The sequence below is a fragment of the Micrococcus sp. KRD012 genome, from assembly GCF_017168555.1.
Taxonomy (GTDB): domain Bacteria; phylum Actinomycetota; class Actinomycetes; order Actinomycetales; family Micrococcaceae; genus Micrococcus; species Micrococcus luteus.
This window is the reverse complement of the sequence record NZ_JABFBB010000017.1, coordinates 38,602-60,892: the sequence shown is the minus strand read 5'-3', so window position 1 is coordinate 60,892 and position 22,291 is coordinate 38,602. Positions and strand designations below refer to the sequence as shown.

Sequence of the window (22,291 nt, the reverse complement as noted above, 5' to 3'; positions counted from 1 at the left end):
CACGTCCTCGGGCGGGGCGGCGTCGATGCTCATGGGCCGAACCTACCCCCCGGGCCCCGCCTCCGCGACAGGGCCACCCCGGGCAACGTGGGTTGAGTTGTCGCGGGTGTTCGACGGCGGGACCCGCGACAACTCAACCCGCGTTGCGGACGGACAGACGGACGGCGTCGATCCCTCAGTTCCGGAACCGGATGCCCGACGGGCTCGAGTAGAACCCCGCGGCCAGCAGCGCCTCGGCCAGCGGCGTGCCGAGCACGGGCCCGCCGTTGACCTTCTCCAGGCTCAGCCGCTCGGTCCGGCCGGTCCGCAGCGCCCACACGAGCGCCTCCGCCGCGGCCCGCAGCTCGCCCGGCTCCTCCGTGAACGCGAGCAGCGTGCGCCCGCCACGCTCCATGTAGAGGGCCAGCCGCCCCGCGATCAGCACGACGACGGCGCCCGCCTTCCGGCCCGGGCGATGGCCCGTGGGCACGACGCCGTCCGGCCCGGCCGGCACGGACGGCCAGTCCAGCGCGGCGCCGTAGGGGTTCGCCGGATCCGTCGCGGCCAGGGCGAGGGCGAGCGGAGCGGCGTCGACGGCGGCGTCCTCCTCGTCCCGCTGGAACCCACGCAGCCGATCCACGACCGCGCCGGTGGAGAACTGCGCGCCGCCCAGCCCGTCGACGAAGTGGCCGCGGCGCACCTGGCCCGCGTCCTCCATTCGGGTGAGCAGCCGGTACTGCCCCGCGAATCCGCCGGGGACCTCCTCGGCCACCACGGAGCCGCGCGTGATCACGCCGTACCGGTCCAGCAGCAGCTCGGCGGTGGCGTGGGCGCGGATCGTGGGGTCCTGCTCGGCGGCGGGCAGCAGGGACCAGCGGCCGGCCGAGCGGGCCTGCTCGGCGGCCGAGAGCCCGACGGTCCCCGCCGTGAGACCGGCCGAGCCCCGGGCGCCGCCCTCGGGCGAGGCGAGCCCCGCGTACCGGCCACGCCCGCGCACCCCGGCCAGCCGTCCGCCGAGCCCGCGCCCGGCCGCCGCCCCCGCGGCCCCGCCCGTCCGCGCGGTGCGGGCCCGCGGCGTCTGCCGGCCGGTGCGGTGCGCGGTCTTGCCGAGCGAGAGCAGGCCGCGGACGGGGGCGAACGTGTCGTTGCCGACCCGGCCGTCCCACACCAGGCCCCACAGCGCGCCCAGCACCGCGGGGCCGCGGGCCAGGTCGGCCGGGTCGCGGTGCGGGTCGGGGCCGCCCGCCCCGCCTGCGCCACCCGCGTCGCCGTCGTCGCCCGCCGCCTGCGCCGCCCGCACCCGCTCCACGAGCTGGGGGAAGAACCAGGCCCCGCCGCCGGCGAGCACCTCGAGCACGGCCGCGCGCAGGGCGGCGTCGGCCGGTGTCTCCTCCGCGGGCTCGGGCAGGCGCAGCGTGAGGTCCACGGCGTCGGCGGGGTGCAGGGCCACCCAGCCGTCGTTGCCGGTGGCCTCCCCGACGCCCGACCACACGTATTCGCCCGTGGCCAGCAGCTCGTCGAGCAGGGCGGGGGCGTAGTCCCGCACACGGGCGGGCAGCACGAGGGACTCCCACGCGCTCGCGGGCAGGGGCGTGCCGGCCAGCTGGTCCAGGACGGTGGCCACCCCGTCCACGCCCTCGAGCGTGGCCGGCGGCCGCCAGGCCCCGTCGCGCCCCGCCCGCGGCCGCAGGTGCTGCCAGTCGGCGAGGAACCGGGCGTACGCGGCCTGGTCCACCGGCTCGACCTCGGCGCGCAGCGCGGCGAGGGAGCGCATGCGGATCCGCCGCAGCACCTCGGCGTCGCACCACTCGGCGTCCAGGCCGGCGGCCCCGGGGGTGCCCTCCGGCCGGAACGCGCCCGTGCTCACGCGGCGCTCGGTGGCCAGGCGCTGCAGCACCGAGAGCACGACGGCGCCGCCCAGTCCCAGCGCGGCCCCCGCCTCGGCGGCGGTGAAGGGGCCGTGGGTGCGGGCGTAGCGGCCCACGAGGTCCCCGAGCGGGTCGTCGACCGGGTCGAGGAATGCGGTGGGCACTCCGTGCGGGATCGGCGTGCCGAGCGCGTCCCGCAGGCGGGCGGCGTCCTCGACGGCGGCGAACCGCTCGACCCCGTCCTGGCGCAGGCGGAACGCGCGGCCGGCGCGCTCGAGCTCCGCCAGCATGCCGGCGACGGCGGCCTCGTCCGCGGCCTCCTCCGTCTCCCCTTCGGCCCGGGTGCGCCGCGCGGCCTCGGCCACGGACAGCGGCCCCAGCAGGCGCAGCAGGTCCGCCACGCCCTCGGCCCCGCGGGCGCGCCGGTCGGGTGCGAGCCGCTGCAGCTGGGCCTCGACCTCCGCGATGACCCCGGCGTCGAGCAGCTCACGCAGCTCCTCCGTGCCCAGCAGCTCGGACAGCAGCGCGGGGTCGAGGGAGAGCGCGGCGGCGCGGCGCTCGGCCAGCGGGGAGTCGCCCTCGTAGGTGAACTGCGCGATGTAGCCGAACAGGATGGACTGGCTGAACGGGGAGGGCGCCGTCGTCGTGACCTCCACGAGCCGGACGGCCCGCGAGGCCACCCGCCTCGCGAGCTCCTTGAGCGCCGGGAGGTCGTAGACGTCCTGGAGCACCTCGCGCACGGTCTCCAGGATCACGGGGAACCGCGGGTGCTTCCGCGCCACGTCCAGCAGCTGCGCGGACCGCTGCCGCTGCTGCCACAGGGGGGTCCGTCGCCCGGGGTCACGGCGCGGCAGCAGCAGGGACCGGGCCGCGTTCTCCCGGAACCGGGCCGCGAACAGCGCGGACCCGCCGACCTCCGCCGTGACGATCTCGTCCAGCTCCTCGGCCGTGAACTCGAACAGCTCCGCGCCCGGCGGCTCCGCGTCCATCAGCGGGATGCGCAGCACGATCCCGTCGTCGGCCGCCATCGCCGCGCCCGAGCCGGTCTCCAGCCCGTACCGCTGCGCCAGCCGCGCCCCCACCGCGAGCGCCCACGGGGCGTGCACCGCCATGCCGTAGGGGGAGTGCAGCACGACGCGCCAGTCGCCGAGCTCGTCCGTGAACCGCTCCACCACGAGCGTCTGCTCGGTGGGCAGCACCCCGGTGGCCTCGCGCTGGTCCTTCAGGTAGGCCAGGAGGTTGTCCTGCGCCCACGGGTCCAGGCCCGCGGCGGCCAGGCGGGTGCGGCCGGCCTCGGGGTCCGCGTCCAGCTCGCGGCGGAAGCGCCCGACGGCGTCGCCCAGCTCCGCCGGCCGGCCTGCGGCGTCGCCCCGCCAGAACGGGAGCTTGCCGGGCTGTCCGTAGGCGGGCAGCACCAGGACGCGGTCCGCGGTGATGTCCACGATGCGCCAGCTCGTGGCGCCCAGCAGGATGACGTCCCCCACGCGGGACTCGTAGACCATCTCCTCGTCGAGCTCGCCGACCCGGCGTCCGCCGGAGCGGGCCGAGCCCGCGGACGCGGTGCCCGCCGACTCGGCCGTGTCCCCGGCCGCCGCGCCGCCGGGGGTGCCGTCCGCGCCGCCGTCGGAGGCCAGGAACACCCCGAACAGGCCGCGGTCCGGGATGGTGCCGCCCGAGGTGACCGCGAGGCGCTGGGCGCCGGGGCGGGCGGCGAGCGTGCCGTTCTCCCGGTCCCACAGGATGCGCGGGCGCAGCTCGGCGAACTCGTCCGAGGGGTAGCGGCCGGCCAGCAGGTCCAGCACGGACTCGTAGGCGGAGAACGGCAGCGTGGCGAACGGCGCGGACCGGCGCACGAGGTCGAACCACTCCTGTGCGTCCAGGTCCGCGACGGCGACGGCGGCCACGGTCTGCTGGGCGAGGATGTCCAGCGGGTTGGCGGGGATCCGCAGCGACTCGATGCGCCCGGCCGTCATGCGCTCGGCCACGACGGCGGTGTCCACGAGGTCGCCCCGGTGCTTGGGGAAGAACACGCCGCGGGAGACCTCGCCCACCTGGTGCCCGGCGCGGCCCACGCGCTGCAGACCGGAGGCCACCGAGGGCGGCGACTCGACCTGGATCACCTGGTCCACCGCGCCCATGTCGATGCCCAGCTCGAGCGAGCTCGTGGCCACGACGCAGCGGATCTGGCCGGTCTTCAGGGCGTCCTCCACGATGGCGCGCTGCTCCTTGGACACGGAGCCGTGGTGGGCGCGGGCGAAGTCGGAGACGGTGCCCGATCCGGTGCCGGTCTGCCCGGCCACCTGGGCGGGGCCGTGGAAGCCGGTCGGGTCCGGCGTGCGGAAGCCGGGGACGGCGTCCGGGTGCTCGGCCGCGGCGGCCGCCTCGGCGCGGGCCTCCCAGATCTCGTTGAGCCGGCCGGTGAGGCGCTCGGCCAGGCGCCGGGAGTTGGCGAACACGAGCGTGGAACGCCGCTCGGCCACCAGGTCCACGATCCGCTCCTCGACGTGCGGCCAGATGGACCCGCCCGTCACCGCGCCCTCGTCGCCGAGCCCGCCCGTCGAGGAGCCGGGGCCCAGGTCGTGGGCGGCGGCGGGGGAGGAGAGGTCCGTCAGGTCCGGCACCGGCACCGTGACCGTCAGGTCCCAGCGCTTGGCCGAGGCGGGCCGCACCACCGTCACCGGCTGCGTGCCGCCGAGGAACCGGGCCACCTCGGCGGCCGGCTCGACCGTGGCGGACAGGCCGATCCGCTGCACCGGCGTGTCCAGCAGGGTGTCCAGGCGCTCGAGGGAGACGGCCAGGTGGGCGCCGCGCTTGGTCCCGGCCACGGCGTGCACCTCGTCCACGATCACCGTGCGGACCCCGGCCAGCGCCGCGCGGGCCTGCGAGGTGAGCATGAGGTACAGCGACTCGGGCGTGGTGATGAGGATGTCCGGCGGATCCTGCTGCAGGCGCCGCCGCTCGGCCGCCGGGGTGTCCCCGGAGCGCACACCCACCCGCACGCGCGGCACGGGCCTGCCCTGGTGCGCGGCGGTCTGCGTGATGCCCACCAGCGGGGCCCGCAGGTTCCGCTCCACATCCACGCCGAGCGCCTTCAGCGGCGAGACGTAGAGGACGCGGGTGGCCGCCGTCCCCTCGGCGGCGGGCTCGCGCACGAACGAGTCGAGCGCCCAGAGGAAGGAGGAGAGGGTCTTGCCCGAGCCGGTCGGCGCGATCACCAGCGCGTGCCGCCCCGAGGAGATCGCGTCCCACGCGCCGAGCTGGGCCGGCGTCGGGGCCTCGAACGCGCCCGTGAACCAGGCGCGCGTGGGCTCGGTGAACCGGTCCAGGACGACGTCGGCCGCGGGCGTGGCCGCGTCCGCTGCGGTCTCCGCGGGCCCGCTCATGCGTGGTGGTACGGTCGGCCGGCGGAGATCTCCTGGGCTCGGTAGACCTGCTCCGTCAGGATCAGCCGCACGAGCTGGTGCGGAAAGACGAGCGGGGACAGGGACCAGACGCGGTCCGCGCGGGCGTGGACCCGGGCGTCCACCCCGTACGCGCCTCCGATCACCATCGTCACCGGGGCGCCGACGTCGAACCGGCTCTGCAGGTGCCGCGCCAGACCCGGCGAGTCGAACGCCGTCCCCCGCTCGTCCAGCAGGATCAGGTGCTCGTCCGCGCCGACCGCGCCCAGGATCCGGTCCGACTCCTCCGTGCGCGCCGCCTCCTCCTGCCGCGCGGAGTGCGGCAGCAGACGCCACGAGAGGTCGTAGGGCTTCTTGAGGCGCCGCTCGTAGCGGTCGATCCCGTCGACGACCCACGCCTCATGCTTCTTGCCGATGGCCAGCACCCGAACAGACATGGCCCCATGATCGCACCGGCCGCGGACACGGTACGGGGGTCGGCCCCCGCCGCTCGGTTACGCTCGCCGGGGCGGGGTGCCTGGCTCCGCACCGGAAGGGGGCCCATGACGTCGACCGCACGGTCCCCGCGGGTGTCCCGCCGCGCCGCGCTCGGCCTCGGGGTCGGCGCCCTCGCGGTGGGCGGGGTGGCCGTCGTCACCGACCTGGCCGGCGCGCCCGCCGGGCCGCTGGGCGCCAACGCGACGGCCCTGTACGGCATGCGCAGCTCCACCGGGCACACGTACGCGGCCCTGCCCGGGCGCGCCGGACGCATCGACGTGTACCGGCCGCCGGGCTGCGCACGGCGTTCTACTCGGTGGCCGAGGGCGGCCACGACCTGGGCATGATGACCGCGAAGACCCGCAGCGCGGAGGTGCTCCGCAGCGGTGTGCCGGCCAGCGCCGTGCACGCCACCATCTCGTGGTCCGCGGTGGCCTCGTTCCTGGACGCCGTCCTGCCGCGCTGAGGCGGCGGCCGGACCTGCCCCGGCATGGCGAAAGCCCGGGAGCACGAGGCTCCCGGGCTGCACATCTGGCGGTGACGGTGGGATTTGAACCCACGGTACGGGGTTACCGTACACAGCATTTCGAGTGCTGCACCTTCGGCCGCTCGGACACGTCACCAGACCAGGACACCCTACCCGAGCCGTGGCGGCGCGCCCAAACCGGTCGCCCGCCGTCGTCGGGCACGGGCGCGTTCAGTCGCGCTGTGCCGCGAAGAACCCCCGCAGCAGCGCCGCGCTCTCCTCGGCGCGGACGCCGGCGCGGACCTGCACCCGGTGGTTGAAGCGGGGGTCGCGGACCACATCCAGCACCGAGCCGCACGCGCCCGCCTTCGGGTCCCACGCCCCGAACACGACGCGCGGGATGCGGGCCAGCAGCAGCGCGCCGGCGCACATGGGGCAGGGCTCGAGGGTCACCACGAGGGTGCAGTCCGTCAGGCGCCAGCCGTCGCCCGCCCCGGCGGCGGCCCGCAGCTCCGCCCCGCGGCGCAGCGCGAGGACCTCGGCGTGGGCGGTGGGGTCGTGGTGCTGCTCGCGCTCGTTCCCGACGACGGCCAGGACGGTCCCGTCGCCGGCCACGAGCGCGGCGCCGATCGGCACGTCGCCGGCCGCCCCGGCCGCGCGGGCGGCCCGGAGGGCCAGGCCCATCCACGCGTGCTCCTGCTCGGCCGTGGGCGCGGGGGAGGGGACGGGGTGAGTCATGAGTGGGTCTCTTCTGGCAGGTGGGTGGTGTAGGAACTTCCATCCTGCGGGAGAGGCCCACTCGTCTCATCTCAGCCGGCGCCTCGTGGCAAGAACCTCATGACCCACAACACCTAGCGGCGGTGTCGGCGCCCCCGCGGGGACGGGCGCAGGGGCGCGCGTGGGCGGTACCGTGGGCGCCATGCGCGTCCACATCGTCGACCACCCGCTCGTGGCCCACAAGCTCAGCGTCCTGCGGGACAAGAAGACCCCGTCCATGATCTTCCGGCAGCTCACGGAGGAGCTCGTGATGCTGCTCGCCTACGAGGCGACGCGCGACGTGGCCATGGAGGAGGTGCGGATCGAGACCCCGGTGACCGAGACCACCGGCTTCCGGCTGGCCCGGCCGCGTCCGCTGGTCGTGCCGATCCTGCGCGCGGGGCTCGGGATGCTGGAGGGGATGACCAAGATGGCGCCGTCCGCCGAGGTCGGGTTCCTCGGCATGGCCCGCAATGAGGAGACGCTGGACATCGTCACCTACGCGGAGCGGCTGCCGGCCGACCTGTCCGGGCGTCACGTGTTCGTCCTGGACCCCATGCTGGCCACGGGAGGCACGCTGATCGAGGCCATCCGCTTCCTCTACCAGCGCGGCGCGGCGCGGGTCACGTGCCTCTGCCTGCTCGGAGCGCCCGAGGGCATCGAGCGGCTGGAGGCCTCGCTGGGCGACGTCGAGGTGGACCTGTACCTGGCCGCCGTCGACGAGCGCCTGGACGAGCGGTCCTACATCGTCCCCGGCCTCGGCGACGCCGGCGACCGGCTCTACGGTCTGGCGGAATGACCTGATCGGACCTCCGCGTCCGCCACGAGACGACCACGGCCCCCGCCCCCACCCGGCGGGGGCCGTGGTCGTCTCACGGGAGCGTCTCCGGCGGGGACGTCAAGCGGGGCCGCCAATGTGTCGTCCATCTAGTGGACGTCACGACCCGCTGTGACCCGTCATCATGGCGTCACATGGAAAACCTGGCAGTCTCCTGCATAAATATTCCGCATACTCATTGGTCCTGCGGCGCGCTCCCACCTGTTGAACAATGAGAGAGTCACGCGGGCGAGCCGAGCGACGGCGCGACGCTATTCCGATCCGCGAATAGTGATGTTGAGCACATTCAGGACTCTTCTTCTCAAATAATGAGACAAAAGTGCGAACGTTACTTGCCAGTCCCCTCGGTGAAGTCACATTCTTGTCATGTGACGCCTCGTCCGCCGCACCGACCGAGCGGTGGAGGGGCCATGAGCCGAAAGAGGAGTGGTGGCCATGGGTCAGTCCGCCGGATACGTGCACATCTCCGTCCGCAACGCGCAGCGCCGGGCCGACGGCATGTCCCGCCGAGGCCAGGCCCGCGCAGGCCTGCGCCTGGCCGGTGGCACCGACGCCCCCGACTCCCAGACGGCGCCGACGCCGGTCCTGGCGCCGAACGGCATCCCGGGTCCCCAGGCGGTGGCCCGGGAGAACGAGGCCCGTGGGTTCGTCATCTACGTGGGCATGGACGAGCTGGCCGCCTCGGCCGCCGGCACCTCCCTCACGCGGCTGGCCAATGAGTTGCGCCACTACGTGGAGTCCCTCGTCCCCGGGGCGGAGTCGCACGCCGCCGTCGCCCTGGCCCCCGCCGGCGCGGAGGGCCGCGACCTCGAGGTCGTGCGCCAGGTGCTCGGCGATCCGACCGTGCAGGGCAGCACCCGTCCCGACCTGGCACAGGCGCCGGCCCCCGTGTCCACGCGCCAGCCCGGTGTGCTGATCGACCTGTCCCGGCGCGAGGTGCAGCTGGACGGCGAGTCGCTGAACCTCACCTTCAAGGAGTTCGAGCTCCTGAACTACCTCGTGGAGAACGGCGAGCGCACCGTCGGCCGCGAGGAGTTGCTCGACGCCCTGTGGCGCAACGCCGACGAGGTACCCAACGAGCGCACCATCGACGTGCACATCCGCCGACTGCGCGCCAAGCTCGGGCGTCTCGCGAACACCGTGCGCACCGTGCGCGGCCAGGGCTACCGCTTCTACCGCCACCCCGAGGTGGTCGTGTGGGCGGCGCCGGAGTACAGCATCTGACCCGCGCCCGCCCGTGTCCGACGACGGCCCCCGCTCACCCGAGCGGGGGCCGTCGCCGTAGCCTGGCGGCATGAGCACCGCCGACGCGAAGACCCTGATCGTCCTCCGGCACGCCAAGGCCGGCTGGCCCGACGCGGCCGACGACCACGCCCGCCCGCTCGCCGAGCGAGGCCATGCCCAGGCGCCCACCGCCGGTGACTGGCTCCGCGAGCACGACCTCGTCCCGGACGCCGTCGTGTGCTCCGATGCGCTGCGCACCCGTCAGACGTGCGTGTGGGTGTGCGAGCGCCTGGGCGAGCTGGCACCCACGCCCTACCTGGACCCGCGGCTCTATGGGGCCGACGCGGCGCGGGCCCTGGCCGTCGTCAACGAGACGGAGGAGACCACGCGACGGCTGCTGGTGGTGGGCCACATGCCGTGGGTGCAGGAGCTGGGCATGCGGCTGATGAGCCTGGACTCGGACCAGGACGCGGCGCTGCGCATGAGCGAGCACTACCCGACGCTCGGGATGCAGGTGTTCCGGGTGGAGAAGCCGTGGGCCGAGCTCGACGGCCGCGACGCCGCCCTGACGCACTTCGTGGTTCCGGGGCGCTGACCTCCGCGGCGGCGCGCGTGGCAGAGGCGCGCCGACATGACGAAGGCCCCGCTCCAGCAGGAGCGGGGCCTTCCGATCGTGCGCCCAAAGGGATTCGAACCCCTGACCTTCTGTTCCGTAGACAGACGCTCTATCCAGCTGAGCTATGGGCGCATCATCCGATCCGCTGGAGCGGCTCGAACTCGTAGAACACTACAGGACCTCTCCGGCGAAGTGCAAATCGACGGTCTGCGGCGGTCTGTGTCGGGGGTGTGGCGGGGGCGCGGCCATGATAGCCGGGCTCGGGTACCATGGCAGGACCGTGCGGCCACAACGATGTGGTGCGCGCTTCGGCGGTGCACGCATCGGAGTGGACGGGACGGAACGGCCCCGGACCCCAATGGGAGGACTCTCCACCATGGCTGACAACGCCACCACCTCGTTCGCGGATCGCGCCCTGGCGGACGCGCCCACGGACTACGCCCAGCTGCGCGAGTGGGTCGCTCAGATTGCAGAGCTGACGCAGCCGGACTCCGTCCAGTGGGTCGACGGCTCCGAGGAGGAGCGCGACCGCCTCGCGGACGAGCTCGTGGCGGCGGGCACCCTGACCTGCCTGGCCGAGGACAAGTTCCCCAACTCCTTCGCCGCGTTCTCCGATCCCGCCGACGTCGCCCGCGTGGAGGACCGCACCTTCATCTGCTCCGAGAAGGAGGAGGACGCCGGCTTCACCAACAACTGGATGGACCCGGCGAAGATGCACGGCATCCTCGACGACGCGTTCACCGGCGCCATGCGCGGCCGCACCATGTACGTGATCCCGTTCGTGATGGGCCACCTCGACGCCGAGGACCCGAAGTACGGCGTGGAGATCACCGACTCCGCCTACGTGGTCCTGTCGATGCGCATCATGGCCCGCATCGGCCAGGACGTGCTGGACAAGATGTCCCGCGAGCAGGCCTTCTACGTGCCGGCCGTGCACTCCGTGGGCGCCCCGCTGGAGCCGGGCGAGCAGGACGTGCCGTGGCCGTGCAACGAGACCAAGTGGATCGTGCACTTCCCCGAGGAGCGCTCCATCTGGTCCTTCGGCTCCGGCTACGGCGGCAATGCCCTGCTCGGCAAGAAGTGCTACGCGCTGCGCATCGCCTCCGTGATGGCCCGGGACGAGGCCTGGCTCGCCGAGCACATGCTGATCCTCAAGCTGACCAACCCCGAGGGCCGGTCCTACCACATCACCGGTGCCTTCCCGTCGGCCTGCGGCAAGACCAACCTCGCCCTCATCGACCCCACGATCGAGGGCTGGAAGGCCGAGACCCTGGGCGACGACATCACCTGGATCCGCGCCGGCAAGGACGGCGAGTTCCGCGTGATCAACCCGGAGACCGGCTACTTCGGCGTCGCCCCCGGCACCGGCTGGTCCACCAACCCGAACGCCATGCGCGCGATCTCCAAGGGCAACTCCATCTTCACCAACGTCGCCCTCACCGACGACGGCGGCGTGTGGTGGGAGGGCATGACGGACGAGGTCCCCGAGCACCTCACCGACTGGCGCGGCAACGACTGGACGCCCGAGTCCGGCACCCCGGCCGCCCACCCGAACTCCCGGTTCTGCACGCCCATCGAGCAGACGGACATGCTGGCCGACGAGTACCGCGACCCGCGGGGCGTGAAGCTGGACGCCATCCTGTTCGGCGGCCGCCGCAAGACCACCGTTCCGCTGGTGACCGAGGCCTTCGACTGGGAGGACGGCATCCTCAAGGGCGCCACCCTCTCCTCGGAGACCACCGCGGCCGCCGCCGGTGCCGTGGGCGTCGTGCGTCGCGACCCGATGGCCATGCTGCCGTTCCTCGGCTACGACGCCGGCGACTACCTGGCCCACTGGGTCAGGGAGTCCGGCAAGGCCGATCCGGAGAAGCTGCCGCGCATCTACCTGGTCAACTGGTTCCGCCGCAACCGCGACGGCGGCTTCGCCTGGCCCGGCTTCGGCGAGAACTCGCGCGTCCTGAAGTGGGTCGTGGAGCGCCTCGAGGGCAAGGCCGAGGCCGAGGAGACCCCGATCGGTCTCGTGCCGGCCGCGGGCTCGCTCGACCTGTCCGGCATCGAGGTGTCGGCCGAGGACCTCGAGGACGCCCTCAAGGTCGACGCCGCGGAGTGGGCCGAGGAGAACGAGCTCATCGAGCAGTGGCTCGGCCGGTTCGGCGAGTCGCTGCCCGCCGTCGTGCGCGAGCGCTTCGAGGCGCAGAAGGCCCGGTTCGCCCAGGCCTGAGCCCCGCCGCACGCGGAACGGCCCGCACCCCGTGAGGGGTGCGGGCCGTTCCGCGTTCCGGGGCCGGATCAGGCGGCGAGCCAGAGGTCCGGGCCGAAGATCTCGTAGCGGATGGACGTCGCGGGCACGCCGGCGTCGATCAGCTTCGAGCGGGTGGACTGCATGAACGCGAGCGGGCCGCACAGGATGTAGTGCCCGTCGCGGGGCAGTTCGACGTCGTCGAAGTGCATCACACCCTCGACGGTCGTGACGCCCTCGGGGTCCTGTTCGGGCCGCACCCCGAGGAAGAGGCGGGCGTCACCGTGCGGCAGCGCCGCCAGGGACTCCGTCACCTGTTCGCGCAGGGCCACCGCCTCCCAGGACGCGTCGCCGTGGAAGAAGAGGACCTGGCGGTCCGAGCCCTGCTGGGCGAGGGTGTCCAGGATCGCCGCGGCCGGGGTGATGCCGATGCCGGCGGTCGCCAGGACCAGGGGAGCGGTGGAGTCCTCGTCCTCGAGGGTGATGTCGCCGTAGGGGTTGGACAGCTCGATGACGTCGCCGACCTCCACGCTCTGGATGAGCGTGGGCGAGACCTCGCCGCCCTCGTCCAGCTTCACGGTGATGACGCGCTCGGTGGCGGACCCGGCCTTCTCGGAGAGGGAGTACTGGCGGCACTGGCGCAGGCCGTCCTCGACCTTCAGTCGTACGGACACGTAGCCGCCGGCCTTGCCGCGGGTCTGCGGGGTGTCGTCGGCCGGCTCGAAGCGGAAGGTGACGGCCGCGTTGCCGGTGGGCTCCTTCGCGACGACCCTCCAGTCCGTCCACATCCTGTCGTTGGCCTGCTGGGCGTAGAGGCCCTTCTCGATCTTGATGAGGGCGTCGGCCATGAGCCAGTAGACCTCGGTCCAGGCGTCGGCCACCGCGGGGGTGACGGCGTCGCCGAGCACCTCGCCGATGGCCCAGAAGAGGTTCTCGTAGACGATCGGGTACTGCTCCTCGACGATGCCGAGGGCGGTGTGCTTGTGGGCGATGCGGGACAGGACGGCCTCGGGCAGGGTGCCCGGGTTCTCGAGCAGGTGCACCGCGAACTTCACGATGGATCCGGCGAGGGCCTGGGCCTGCTCGCCGTTGCGCTGGTTGGCGCGGGAGAAGACGCCGTCGAGGAGCTCGGGGTGGGCCTCGAACATGTGGGCGTAGAACAGGGGCGTGATCTCCGGCATGTGCTCGGCGACGACGGCGGCGGTGGCCTCGATGACGGGGCGGGACTTCTCGGACAGCACGGGGGTCTCCGTCTCCTCGGTGGGGAATCTTGCGCTGATTTTGCCAGATTACACCCGGCCGTCGCCGCCGGGAACTCGCCCCCGGCCCGTTCCGTCAGCGCGCCACGGGGATCTCCGGCAGGCCCAGCAGCACGGGCCCGCCGACAGGCCCAGCGCTCACCAGATCCCGGATCCGCACGGTGTCGAGCTCGGCGAGGAAGGCCTCGCGTGCGCGGTGCAGGGCGCCGCGCAGGCGGCAGTCGCCGGCGTAGGGGCACGCCACCCCGGAGTCGCGCCCGGCGCAGTCGATCACCTCGTCGCGGCTGCTCAGCGAGCGCACGAGCTCGCCCACACGCTGGTCCAGACCGGCCGCGGCGATCATGGCCCCGCCGTGCCGACCGCGCAGCACCTCGATGGTCCCGCGGCGGCGCAGCTCGGCGACCGCCTTGATCACGTGGTTGTAGGGCACCTGGATCCGGTCCGCGATCTGCTGGCTGGTGAGCCGTTCGCCCTCGGCGGCCGCGAGCGTCATCAGCACCCGCAGGCAGACGTCGGTGTAGGCGCTCAGCTTCATCCCCCCATCATCCCACCGGTGCACGGCCCCGCCGCGCCTGCGGTGTCCGGGCCGGTTGGCATACTGACGCCATGGACGCCACCTCGCACCCCGACGCCGGCCCCCGCCTCCCCGAGACCTCCGCACCGGGGGGCGACGCCGCGCTGCACGAGGAGGCCCTGGCCGTCCTGCGTCGGCTCGTGGACCGGCCGGACGCGCGATTCAAGGACGGGCAGTTCGAGGCGATCGAGGCGCTCGTGGCCCACCGCCGCCGCGCCCTGGTGGTGCAGCGCACCGGCTGGGGCAAGTCCGCCGTGTACTTCGTGGCCTCCCTGCTGCTGCGCGCCCGCGGCGCAGGGCCCACCCTGATCGTCTCCCCGCTGCTCGCGCTCATGCGGGACCAGGTCGCGGCCGCGGCCCGGGCGGGCGTGCGCGCGGTGTCCGTGAGCTCGGCGAACGCCACGGAGTGGGACGAGGTCCGCGCTCGGCTCGCGGCGGACGAGGTGGACGTGCTGCTGATCTCGCCCGAGCGCCTCACGAACCCCCGGTTCCGGGACGAGCAGCTGCCGGACCTCGTGGCGCGCATGGGCCTGCTCGTGGTGGACGAGGCCCACTGCATCTCCGACTGGGGCCACGACTTCCGGCCGGACTACCGCCGCATCCGGGACCTGATCGGGCTGCTTCCCGCCGAGGGGCCGCGCGCGGTGCCCGTGCTGGCCACCACCGCCACGGCCAACGCCCGTGTGGTGGCGGACGTGGTGGAGCAGCTCGGCGTCGCCTCCGAGCAGGACGTGTTCGTGCTCCGCGGCCCCCTGGCCCGCGCCTCGCTGCGCCTGGGCGTGCTGCGCATGCCCAGCCCGGCCGCGCGCCTGGTCTGGCTCCTCGACCACCTCGAGGACCTGCCGGGCTCCGGGATCGTCTACGCCCTCACCGTCTCCGCCGCCGAGGACACGGCGCGCGCCCTGCGCGAGGCGGGGCACGAGGTGGTCGCCTACACGGGCCGCACAGACCCGGAGCGTCGCGCCGAGATCGAGGAGGACCTCAAGGCCAACCGGGTGAAGGCCGTCGTGGCCACCTCGGCGCTCGGCATGGGCTTCGACAAGCCGGACCTGACGTTCGTGGTGCACTTCGGCGCGCCGGGCTCGCCCGTGGCGTACTACCAGCAGGTCGGCCGTGCCGGCCGCGGGACGGACCACGCGGACGTGCTCCTGCTGCCCGGGCCCGAGGACCGTCGCATCTGGGAGTACTTCGCCACCGCCTCCATGCCGGACGAGGAGCAGGCGCGCGCCGTGCTGGGGGCGCTCGCGGACCACGGCGGGGCCCTCTCCGTGGCGGCGCTCGAGCCGGCCGTGCGGATCAAGCGCACCACCCTGGAGCTGCTGCTCAAGGTCCTCGCCGTGGACGGGGCGGTCGAGCGGGTGGGCGGCGGCTGGCGCGCCACCGGGCGGGAGTGGACGTACGACGCCGAGCGGTACGCCCGCGTGGCCGAGGCGCGCCGGGCCGAGGAGCGGCTCATGCTCGACTACCAGACCACGGACCGGTGCCGCATGGAGTTCCTGGCCCGCACCCTGGACGACCCCACCGCCGCGCCGTGCGGCCGCTGCGACGTCTGTGCCGGCCCCTGGTACCCGACGGGATCGGACGGGGCGGCGCGGGAGCGCGCGGAGGCCGCCCTGCGCCGCACCGGTGTGCCGATCGAGCCCCGTCGCATGTGGCCCTCGGGCATGGACCGGCTGGGCGTGCCCGTGAAGGGGCGCATCGCGCCCGAGTCACAGGCCGAGGAGGGTCGCGCGCTCGCCCGCCTGACGGACCTCGGGTGGGGCACCGTCCTGCGGGACCTGCTGGACCGGGAGGACGCCCCGGTGCCGGAGGAGGTCCTGCGGGGCGCCGTCGACGTCCTGGCCGGCTGGGGGTGGCGGACGCGGCCGATCGCCGTCGTCGCGATGCCCTCGCGCACCCGCCCGCAGCTGGTGGGGTCGTTCGCCGAGGGGATCGCCCGGATCGGCCGGCTGCCGTTCCTCGGCTCGCTCGAACACGCGCGCGGCGGCCCCACGGCCGGGCCGGGCGGCAACAGCGCCTACCGGCTCGGGTCCGTGTACGGCCGGTTCGCCGTCCCCGAGGCGATGGCGCAGATGTTGCGCACCGCCCCGGACGCCGGCCGCCACGGCCCCGTGCTGCTGGTCGACGACCTCGTCGACTCGCGGTGGTCGCTCGCCGAGGCTGCGCGGGTGCTGCGCGAGGCCGGCGCGCAGGGGGTGCTGCCGCTCGTCCTCGCCCAGGCCGGATGAGCCGCCGCGGTCAGCGCTCCGCGCGGACGATCGCCAGCACGGCGTCGCGGAGTGCCTCCATGGTGGCGGCCGTGCGGGCCTCGCCGTTGTAGCGCAGGAACGGCTCCGTGTTGGACGGGCGGAGGTTGAACCACCACGTGCCGTCCTGGGCGGCGACCGTGGTGCCGTCCATGCGGGTCACCGTGGTGGCCACCCCGGCGAAGTCCTCGTGCACGGCCTGGCCCTCGCCGACGCCCTCGCCCACGGCGGGGGCGAACTGCGCCACCACCGCGGCCACGGCGGCGTCCTTGTCCTCGACCTGCGAGTTGATCTCGCCGGAGGCCACGTACGGCTCGTACTCCTCGGCCAGCTCGGACAGCGGCTGCTCCTGGCCGCCCAGGGCCGCCAGCACGTGCATGGCCGCGAGCATGCCGGTGTCCGCGTTGAAGAAGTCGCGGAAGTAGTAGTGCGCGGAGTGCTCGCCCCCGAACACGGCGGACTCGGCGGCCATGACCGCCTTGATGAAGGAGTGGCCCACGCGGGTCTCCACGGCCCGGCCCCCGTCGGCCGCCACGAGCTCGGGGACGGCGCGGGAGGTGATCAGGTTGTGGATGACCACGGGGGTCTGCTCGCCGTCGGCCTTCGCGCGGGCGATCTCGCGGCGGGCCACCAGGGCGGTGACCGCGGAGGGGGAGACCGGGGCGCCCTGCTCGTCGATCACGAAGCAGCGGTCGGCGTCGCCGTCGAAGGCCAGGCCGATGTCCGCGCCGTGCTCCACGACGGCGGCCTGCAGGTCCCGCAGGTTCTCCGGCTCCAGCGGGTTGGCCGGGTGGTTCGGGAAGGTGCCGTCCAGCTCGAAGTAGAGCGGCTCGATCTCCAGCGGCAGGGCGGCCAGCTCGGCGTCGCCGAGGACGGCCGGGGTGGTCTTGCCCGCCATGCCGTTGCCCGCGTCCACCACGACCTTCAGGCGGCGCACCCCCGTCAGGTCCACGAGCGAGCGCAGGTATGCGGCGTAGCCGGGGAGGATGTCCTCCTCCGTCACGGTGCCGGCGGTCTCGGCGGCGGGGATCTCACCGGCGTCGAGGTAGGCCTGGGCCGCGTCGCGGATCTCGAACAGCCCGGTGTCCGAGGAGACCGGCACGGCGCCGGCCTGGGCCATCTTCATGCCGTTGTACTCGGCCGGGTTGTGCGAGGCGGTGAACACCACGCCCGCGGCCTGCTTCACGCCCGCCGCGTAGTAGAGCATGTCCGTGGAGATCAGCCCCAGGGTGACGACGTCGGCGCCGCGGCGCGTGGCACCCTCGGCGAAGGCCGTCATGAACGCGGGCGAGGAGGGGCGCATGTCCCCGCCGACCAGCACGGTCTGACCGGCCAGGCCCAGCACGTCCACGAAGGCCGCGCCCACCGCGCGGACGCTCTCCGCCGTGATGGATTCGCCCACGATGCCGCGGACGTCGTACGCCTTGAAGGAGTCGTGCAGGTCGAGGGAGGGGGTCGAGGTAGTCACCCGACCGATCGTAGTGGACAGCCTGGATACAGTGAGGGCGTGCCCCCGACCACTCCGCCCCCGAGCGCGGGGCCCCCGGCCGTCCCGCCGTCGGGACCCGCGCCGGCCGCTCCCGGGGAGCCCGCGTACCGCAGGCTGCTGATCGGGCTGTTCCTGGCGGGGGTGGCCACGTTCGCCCAGCTCTACTCCCCGCAGGGCCTGCTGCCGCTCGTCAGCGACGACCTGGGCGTCCCCGCGGACCGTGCCGCCCTGCTCGTCTCCGCCAGCACACTCGGCCTCGCCGTGTCGGTGGTGCCGTGGTCCGTGGCCGGGGACCGGTGGGGCCGCCGACGCGCCATGGTGGTCTCGATGGTCTCCGCCAGTGCGTGCGCGCTCACGGGCGTCCTCGCACCCACGTTCGAGGCCATGCTGGGCCTGCGCCTGCTCGAGGGCATGGCGCATGGGGGCGTCGCGGGACTCGCCGTGGCGCTGCTGGCGGAGGAGGTGGTCCCGCACGCGGTCGCGGCTGCCGCCGGCACCTACATCGCCGGCACCACCCTCGGCGGGCTCTCCGGCCGGCTCCTCGCCCTGCCCGTCGCGGAGGCGTCCTCGTGGCGCGGCGGGATGCTGACCGTCACCGTGGTCGGGGTGCTGTGCACGGTCGGCTTCCTGGCGATCACGCCGCGCGCCCGGCGTTTCACGCCGTCGCCCACCTCCCCGGCGACGCTCGTGCGCATCGTGCGCGGTCACCTGCGCTCGCCGGAGCTCGTCGCCGTCTACCTGCAGGGGGCGCTGCTGATGGGCGGGTTCGTGGCGCTGTACAACTTCGTGGGGTACCGCCTGCTCGACCCGCCGTTCTCCTGGACGCCGACGGCGGCCGGCCTCGTCTTCCTCGCCTATCTCGCGGGCACGTGGTCGTCGCCGCGCGCGGGTCGGCTGGCCGCGCGGGTGGGACGGCTGCCCGTCCTGGCCGGCGCGACGGCGGCCATGGCGGCGGGCGTCGCCCTCACGTCGGTGCCGCATCCGGCGGTGCTGGTGCCCGCCCTCGTGCTCGTGACGGGCGCGTTCTTCGCCGCCCACGCCGTCGCCTCCGCGTGGTCCGGGACGGCCGCCCCCACGGGCCGCGCCCAGTCGACCTCCCTGTACAACTTCGCGTACTACGCCGGCTCGAGTCTCTTCGGCTGGCTGGGCGGCGTGTTCCACGAGTCCCACGGGTGGCCGGGGACGGTGCTGATGGTCCTGGCCCTGGTGCTGACCGCCCTGGCGAGCGCCGTCGTCGTGCTGCGCGGACGCGAGACGGCCCCGGCGCGCTGAGCCGGGGCCGTCATGGGGGCGGGTGTGAGCGGGCCGCCCGGCGGGTCACCAGCCGAGGTTCTCGGCATCCGTGCCGGTGGCGGACCGGGCCTGGTCGCGCCAGGCGGCGAGGACCTCCGGGTCCTGCAGCTCGAGCCACGCGATCATCTGCTGGTAGGTCACGCAGTAGGTGTCCTCCTCGACGCAGACCTCGCGCATGACCTTCTCCACAGCCGGGTTGAACGCGTTGAGACCCCAGTCGTTGAAGTGGTTGCCGAAGACCAGCGGGGCGCGGTTGCCCGCGAACGCCGAGTCGTACATGTAGCGGTAGGTGCGGTACTGGAAGTCGGTGAGTCGGGCGACGTCCTCCGGGATGTCCTTGCCGCCGTTGCCGGAGATCCAGAAGTTGTAGTCCATCGCCATCACGAACGGGCTGGCCGCGTCCTTCTCGGCGAGCACGGGGGACCAGGTCATCGGCATCTCGAACTCCCAGATCCCGTCCTCCTGGTAGGGCCAGGCGACGCCGGAGGCGGCCGCGGCACGCGACGTGTCGTACTCGAGTCCGTTGTCCTTCCACATCGGGACGAGCTGGTCCCACTCCCCGTCGAGGCAGGGCAGGCGTCCGCCCTTGACGTCGTCGGGGGTGACCTCCAGCGCCGGCAGGGAGCTGCCCGGGTTGTAGGCGCCGGGGTCGGAGAGGATGTCCGTGAACGAGCCGTACTCCTGCTTCCATTCGGCCGTGGACCACTGGTCTGCGCCGTACCTCGTGGGCGCGCACAGGTGACCCGCGTAGTGGGTGCCGATCTCGTGGCCGGCGGCGTGTGCCGTGTTGATGTTCTCGATGCGCTGCGCCACCTCGGCCTCGTCGCCGCCGAACTCCGTGCCCACGTAGCCGGGCTCGTTGCCGGGCGACGTGTAGTTCTCCCGGTTGGCGGTCTCGATGAGGTTGATCGCGGACTGGAACACCGTGAACTTCGCGTCGGAGTCCGCCGCCGCGTCCAGGAAGGTCTTCCAGCGCGCGTCCTGACGGCCACCGTCGAAGGAGAAGAGGACGAACTGCGGCGGGCGTTCCTCCGCCGTGAAGGCCCGCATCGGCACGTCCTCATGGGAGCGGGCGGCCAGGGGGAGGGCGGGGTCCGCGGCGGCCGACGGCGAGCCCTCACCGGACGACGCCGCATCCGAGGACCGTCCCTGCGACGACGAGGCCTCCGATCCGTCCGCAGATGCGGGCGACGAGACGGCCGCGTCCGTGGCGCCGGAGGACCCGGCCGCCGTCCCCTCGTCCCCCTGCGGGGCGGCACAGCCGGCCAGCACGAGGGCGAGCGCCACCGACGTCCCCCACCAGCGGCGTCGCCGGGGCGAGGGGGTGTCGACGGTGCGGGCGGACGGGCGGGGGAAGGACATGCGGTCTCCTGGCTCGGTCGAGTGGCGGGCGGAGTGTCTCCTCCATGGCCGCCGTGACCAGACACGGAAGACTCCACGTTCCACCGTAGGGGAGGCCCCCCGGTGGCTCTGGAGCCCTGGCAGAACTGTGACCAGGTTGTGATGTGGCGCCGCGGCTGCCGGCATGGCCCTCGCGGGCCACACCTAGACTGGAGGCATGGAATATCTCGTCCCTGTCCTCGCGGTGGTCGTCATCGGCGCCCTCGCGTTCGCCGCCGCCCGGTGGATGTCGGCTGGTCGAGCGCGTCAGGCGGCGGATCAGCGCACGCCGTCCGGTCGCGGGCTGGACATCGGACCGGAGCGGGCGCGTCTGGCGGCGGGGCTGCTGGACGAGGACGCCCATCGGCGCGTGTACGGGCACATCGCCCAGAGCCGTGTGATGGAGGCCGTGCGCGACTACCGCGCCCACACGGGACGCGGCCTGAAGGACGCCGTCATGGACGTGCAGTCCCTCGCCGTGCATCCGCAGGTCTACTCCGAGCCGGTGCAGGAACCGGACGCCACGTCCGCCGGAGTCGCGGGGCCCGTTCCCGACGACCATGGGGAGCCCCACCGGGACGATGCGGCCCCGGCCGAGACCCCCGGGCCGAAGCGGCCCGGACAGGATTCGAGCGGGCGGGGGGAGCCGGACGCCCAGACGCCCGATCGCGAGACCTCTGACGCCGTGGCCGAGGACGACGCCCGGCAGGACGCCGACCACGACTCAGCAGCGCCGCCCGCAGACGAGTTGACGACCCTGACCGTCCCCGCCGAGTGGACCGCCGCCCCCGCTGAGGAGGAGCTCCCCTTCGAGGTCGAGGTGATGCGGGGGACGGAGTCCGTCCGGCTCTCCTCGCGGGACCTGCCGCCGTGGCTGCGCGACCAGCTCGCCGCCATGGTGCGGGACGGCAACCTCGAGTCCGCCGCCGTCCAGCTGTCCAGCCACTCGGAGCTCTCCGTGCCGGAGGCGTACGAGCTGCTGCGCCGCATGCGCGAGCGTCGCGGGGAGGGCTAGTTGTTGCGGGTCATGAGGTTCTTGGCACGAGGGCCGGGCTGAGATGAGACGAGTGGGCCTCTCCCGCAGGATGGAAGTTCCTACACCACCGACCTGCCAGAAGAGACCCACTCATGACTCACGCTAATGCACCCCTGACCCCGACCGGCCGTCTCAGGATGGTCCACCGCCACCTGCACGACGGGATCCCGCAGGCACACGTGGCCGCCGAGTTCCGGGTGAGCCGGCCCACGGTGGCCACCTGGGTGGCCCGCTACCGCGCCCAGGGAGAAGCCGGCCTTCAGGACCTGCCCAGCCGGCCGCACCGTTCACCTGCCCAGCTCGATCCCGAGGTGGTGGCTCAGATCCAGACCCTGCGTCGCAGGGAGAAGTGGTCGGCCCGCCGGATCCATCACCACCTCGTCTCCGAGGGCCACCGGGTGTGTCTTCGTACCGTGGGACGGTGGCTGCACCGGGCCGGGCTCTCCCGGTTACGGGACCTGACCCCGGCCGGGGAAGACCTGCGCCAACGACCCCAGAAGATCACCGCGAGAGGGCCGGGGCACATGGTGCACCTGGATGTGAAGAAGATCGGGAAGATCCCAGACGGGGGCGGCTGGCGCACCCACGGACGTGAAAGTGAAGCAGGCCGTGCTTCCAAGCGCGGGCCTGGCCGGCGGGTCGGGTACACCTACCTGCACTCGGCGATCGACGGGTACACCCGGGCTGACCCCGTTTCGTAGGTCCAGTCGTTATGAGAGTCGTCCTGTTGCCCGCGGTCGCGGGCAGGGAGACTGGTCAGATCATGACGAACAGCAGGAAGCGTCACACCCCCGAGCAGGTCGTCCGTAAGCTCGGGCAGGCCGACAGGATGCTCGCCGATGGTCAGGACGTCGCGGCGGTGTGCCGGGAGCTCGGGGTGTCCGAGCAGACGTACTACCGGTGGCGGAACCAGTACGGAGGCCTCAAGGCCGACGACGCAAAGCGCCTGAAGGAGCTGGAGAAGCAGAACGCGACCCTGAAGCGTCTGCTCGCGGAAGCGGAGCTGGAGAAGGCCGCGCTCAATGTCAAGGGCCATTGAGTTCTGCCCATAGGCGGCCAGTGTTTCTTCCCGCTGGTGGCCATCAGAACTGCCCACTGGTGGCCAGCTGGTTTGCCCGTTTGGGTGGTGGTGCTGGCCACCGTGATGGGA

Annotated in this window: 16 protein-coding genes, 2 tRNA genes and 2 pseudogenes; 11 read left to right on the top strand and 9 right to left on the bottom strand. The window is 73.6% G+C overall.

Going from position 1 to position 22,291, the window contains the following annotated elements:
• Positions 1 to 175 precede the first annotated feature (175 nt).
• Entirely contained in the window at positions 176 to 5,230 is a 5,055-nt protein-coding gene (locus J1M37_RS07410; protein ID WP_206452390.1) for an ATP-dependent helicase, read from the bottom strand.
• Positions 5,227 to 5,685 carry a 23S rRNA (pseudouridine(1915)-N(3))-methyltransferase RlmH gene (locus J1M37_RS07405; protein ID WP_206452389.1) on the bottom strand — a complete coding sequence of 153 codons (459 nt, stop codon included), beginning with the start codon at positions 5,683 to 5,685 and terminating at the stop codon, positions 5,227 to 5,229. The genes J1M37_RS07410 and J1M37_RS07405 overlap by 4 nt, the downstream gene beginning before the upstream one ends.
• A 105-nt stretch (positions 5,686 to 5,790) precedes the next feature.
• On the opposite strand from J1M37_RS07405, the gene J1M37_RS07400 reads away from it, so the two are divergent.
• Positions 5,791 to 6,072, top strand: coding sequence for a hypothetical protein (locus tag J1M37_RS07400; protein WP_241250934.1), 282 nt, complete (start codon positions 5,791 to 5,793; stop codon positions 6,070 to 6,072).
• On the top strand, positions 6,069 to 6,191 hold the full coding sequence (locus J1M37_RS11685) for a hypothetical protein (RefSeq protein ID WP_274607199.1): 123 nt from the start codon (positions 6,069 to 6,071) through the stop codon (positions 6,189 to 6,191). Before J1M37_RS07400 ends, J1M37_RS11685 begins: the two co-directional genes overlap by 4 nt.
• A gap of 66 nt (positions 6,192 to 6,257) precedes the next feature.
• On the opposite strand, the gene J1M37_RS07395 is transcribed toward J1M37_RS11685, so the two are convergent.
• Together J1M37_RS07395 and J1M37_RS07390 are read right to left on the bottom strand one after the other, a co-directional pair.
• Positions 6,258 to 6,348, bottom strand: a tRNA-Ser gene (locus tag J1M37_RS07395).
• Positions 6,349 to 6,422: 74 nt separating this feature from the next.
• On the bottom strand, positions 6,423 to 6,929 hold the full coding sequence (locus J1M37_RS07390; RefSeq protein ID WP_206452388.1) for a nucleoside deaminase: 507 nt from the start codon (positions 6,927 to 6,929) through the stop codon (positions 6,423 to 6,425).
• Positions 6,930 to 7,110: 181 nt separating this feature from the next.
• Here J1M37_RS07390 and upp point away from each other — a divergent pair, with 181 nt between their 5' ends.
• From upp to J1M37_RS07375, 3 genes are all read left to right on the top strand, one after another.
• A complete protein-coding gene (upp, locus tag J1M37_RS07385; RefSeq protein ID WP_010079486.1) occupies positions 7,111 to 7,746 on the top strand; it encodes a uracil phosphoribosyltransferase in 636 nt (211 codons plus the stop codon).
• A gap of 474 nt (positions 7,747 to 8,220) precedes the next feature.
• Positions 8,221 to 9,009: a winged helix-turn-helix domain-containing protein gene (locus tag J1M37_RS07380; protein ID WP_002854132.1), complete on the top strand. Its 789-nt coding sequence runs from the start codon at positions 8,221 to 8,223 to the stop codon at positions 9,007 to 9,009.
• Positions 9,010 to 9,079: 70 nt separating this feature from the next.
• Complete coding sequence (locus J1M37_RS07375; protein ID WP_095353556.1) at positions 9,080 to 9,604, top strand: SixA phosphatase family protein; 525 nt, start codon at positions 9,080 to 9,082, stop codon at positions 9,602 to 9,604.
• Positions 9,605 to 9,683: 79 nt separating this feature from the next.
• Here the strand turns inward: J1M37_RS07375 and J1M37_RS07370 are convergent.
• A tRNA-Arg gene (locus tag J1M37_RS07370) sits at positions 9,684 to 9,757 on the bottom strand.
• A gap of 244 nt (positions 9,758 to 10,001) precedes the next feature.
• On the opposite strand from J1M37_RS07370, the gene J1M37_RS07365 reads away from it, so the two are divergent.
• A complete protein-coding gene (locus tag J1M37_RS07365) occupies positions 10,002 to 11,846 on the top strand; it encodes a phosphoenolpyruvate carboxykinase (GTP) (RefSeq protein ID WP_206452387.1) in 1,845 nt (614 codons plus the stop codon).
• 68 nt (positions 11,847 to 11,914) lie between these two features.
• On the opposite strand, the gene J1M37_RS07360 is transcribed toward J1M37_RS07365, so the two are convergent.
• On the bottom strand, positions 11,915 to 13,105 hold the full coding sequence (locus J1M37_RS07360; protein WP_049147907.1) for a globin domain-containing protein: 1,191 nt from the start codon (positions 13,103 to 13,105) through the stop codon (positions 11,915 to 11,917).
• Between the two features lie 94 nt (positions 13,106 to 13,199).
• Positions 13,200 to 13,658: an RrF2 family transcriptional regulator gene (locus tag J1M37_RS07355; protein WP_036339809.1), complete on the bottom strand. Its 459-nt coding sequence runs from the start codon at positions 13,656 to 13,658 to the stop codon at positions 13,200 to 13,202.
• 71 nt (positions 13,659 to 13,729) lie between these two features.
• On the opposite strand from J1M37_RS07355, the gene J1M37_RS07350 reads away from it, so the two are divergent.
• Entirely contained in the window at positions 13,730 to 15,925 is a 2,196-nt protein-coding gene (locus J1M37_RS07350; RefSeq protein ID WP_206452386.1) for a RecQ family ATP-dependent DNA helicase, read from the top strand.
• A 10-nt stretch (positions 15,926 to 15,935) separates the two neighbouring features.
• Here J1M37_RS07350 and J1M37_RS07345 read toward each other — a convergent pair whose 3' ends face one another.
• Positions 15,936 to 17,411 (bottom strand): phosphomannomutase/phosphoglucomutase, encoded by a 1,476-nt coding sequence (locus tag J1M37_RS07345; RefSeq protein WP_206452385.1) that lies wholly within the window; start codon positions 17,409 to 17,411, stop codon positions 15,936 to 15,938.
• Positions 17,412 to 17,552: 141 nt separating this feature from the next.
• On the opposite strand from J1M37_RS07345, the gene J1M37_RS07340 reads away from it, so the two are divergent.
• Entirely contained in the window at positions 17,553 to 18,704 is a 1,152-nt protein-coding gene (locus J1M37_RS07340; RefSeq protein ID WP_256998813.1) for an MFS transporter, read from the top strand.
• A 45-nt stretch (positions 18,705 to 18,749) separates the two neighbouring features.
• On the opposite strand, the gene J1M37_RS07335 is transcribed toward J1M37_RS07340, so the two are convergent.
• Positions 18,750 to 20,087, bottom strand: coding sequence for a hypothetical protein (locus tag J1M37_RS07335; RefSeq protein ID WP_206452384.1), 1,338 nt, complete (start codon positions 20,085 to 20,087; stop codon positions 18,750 to 18,752).
• Positions 20,088 to 20,283: 196 nt separating this feature from the next.
• Between J1M37_RS07335 and J1M37_RS07330 the strand changes: the two genes are divergently transcribed.
• From J1M37_RS07330 to J1M37_RS07320, 3 genes and pseudogenes are all read left to right on the top strand, one after another.
• Entirely contained in the window at positions 20,284 to 21,120 is an 837-nt protein-coding gene (locus J1M37_RS07330) for a hypothetical protein (protein WP_049147902.1), read from the top strand.
• A 113-nt stretch (positions 21,121 to 21,233) separates the two neighbouring features.
• Positions 21,234 to 21,824: pseudogene (locus J1M37_RS07325) on the top strand (helix-turn-helix domain-containing protein); the annotation flags it as partial.
• A gap of 80 nt (positions 21,825 to 21,904) precedes the next feature.
• Positions 21,905 to 22,162 (top strand): annotated as a pseudogene (locus J1M37_RS07320) (transposase); the annotation flags it as partial.
• Positions 22,163 to 22,291 lie beyond the last annotated feature (129 nt).

Coding starts and splice junctions, on each gene's coding strand:
- J1M37_RS07410 (WP_206452390.1), bottom strand. CDS start 5,230: ATGAGCGGGCCCGCGGAGACCGCAGCGGACGCGGCCACGCCCGCGGCC.
- J1M37_RS07405 (WP_206452389.1), bottom strand. CDS start 5,685: ATGTCTGTTCGGGTGCTGGCCATCGGCAAGAAGCATGAGGCGTGGGTC.
- J1M37_RS07400 (WP_241250934.1), top strand. CDS start 5,791: ATGACGTCGACCGCACGGTCCCCGCGGGTGTCCCGCCGCGCCGCGCTC.
- J1M37_RS11685 (WP_274607199.1), top strand. CDS start 6,069: ATGATGACCGCGAAGACCCGCAGCGCGGAGGTGCTCCGCAGCGGTGTG.
- J1M37_RS07390 (WP_206452388.1), bottom strand. CDS start 6,929: ATGACTCACCCCGTCCCCTCCCCCGCGCCCACGGCCGAGCAGGAGCAC.
- upp (WP_010079486.1), top strand. CDS start 7,111: ATGCGCGTCCACATCGTCGACCACCCGCTCGTGGCCCACAAGCTCAGC.
- J1M37_RS07380 (WP_002854132.1), top strand. CDS start 8,221: ATGGGTCAGTCCGCCGGATACGTGCACATCTCCGTCCGCAACGCGCAG.
- J1M37_RS07375 (WP_095353556.1), top strand. CDS start 9,080: ATGAGCACCGCCGACGCGAAGACCCTGATCGTCCTCCGGCACGCCAAG.
- J1M37_RS07365 (WP_206452387.1), top strand. CDS start 10,002: ATGGCTGACAACGCCACCACCTCGTTCGCGGATCGCGCCCTGGCGGAC.
- J1M37_RS07355 (WP_036339809.1), bottom strand. CDS start 13,658: ATGAAGCTGAGCGCCTACACCGACGTCTGCCTGCGGGTGCTGATGACG.
- J1M37_RS07350 (WP_206452386.1), top strand. CDS start 13,730: ATGGACGCCACCTCGCACCCCGACGCCGGCCCCCGCCTCCCCGAGACC.
- J1M37_RS07335 (WP_206452384.1), bottom strand. CDS start 20,087: ATGTCCTTCCCCCGCCCGTCCGCCCGCACCGTCGACACCCCCTCGCCC.
- J1M37_RS07330 (WP_049147902.1), top strand. CDS start 20,284: ATGGAATATCTCGTCCCTGTCCTCGCGGTGGTCGTCATCGGCGCCCTC.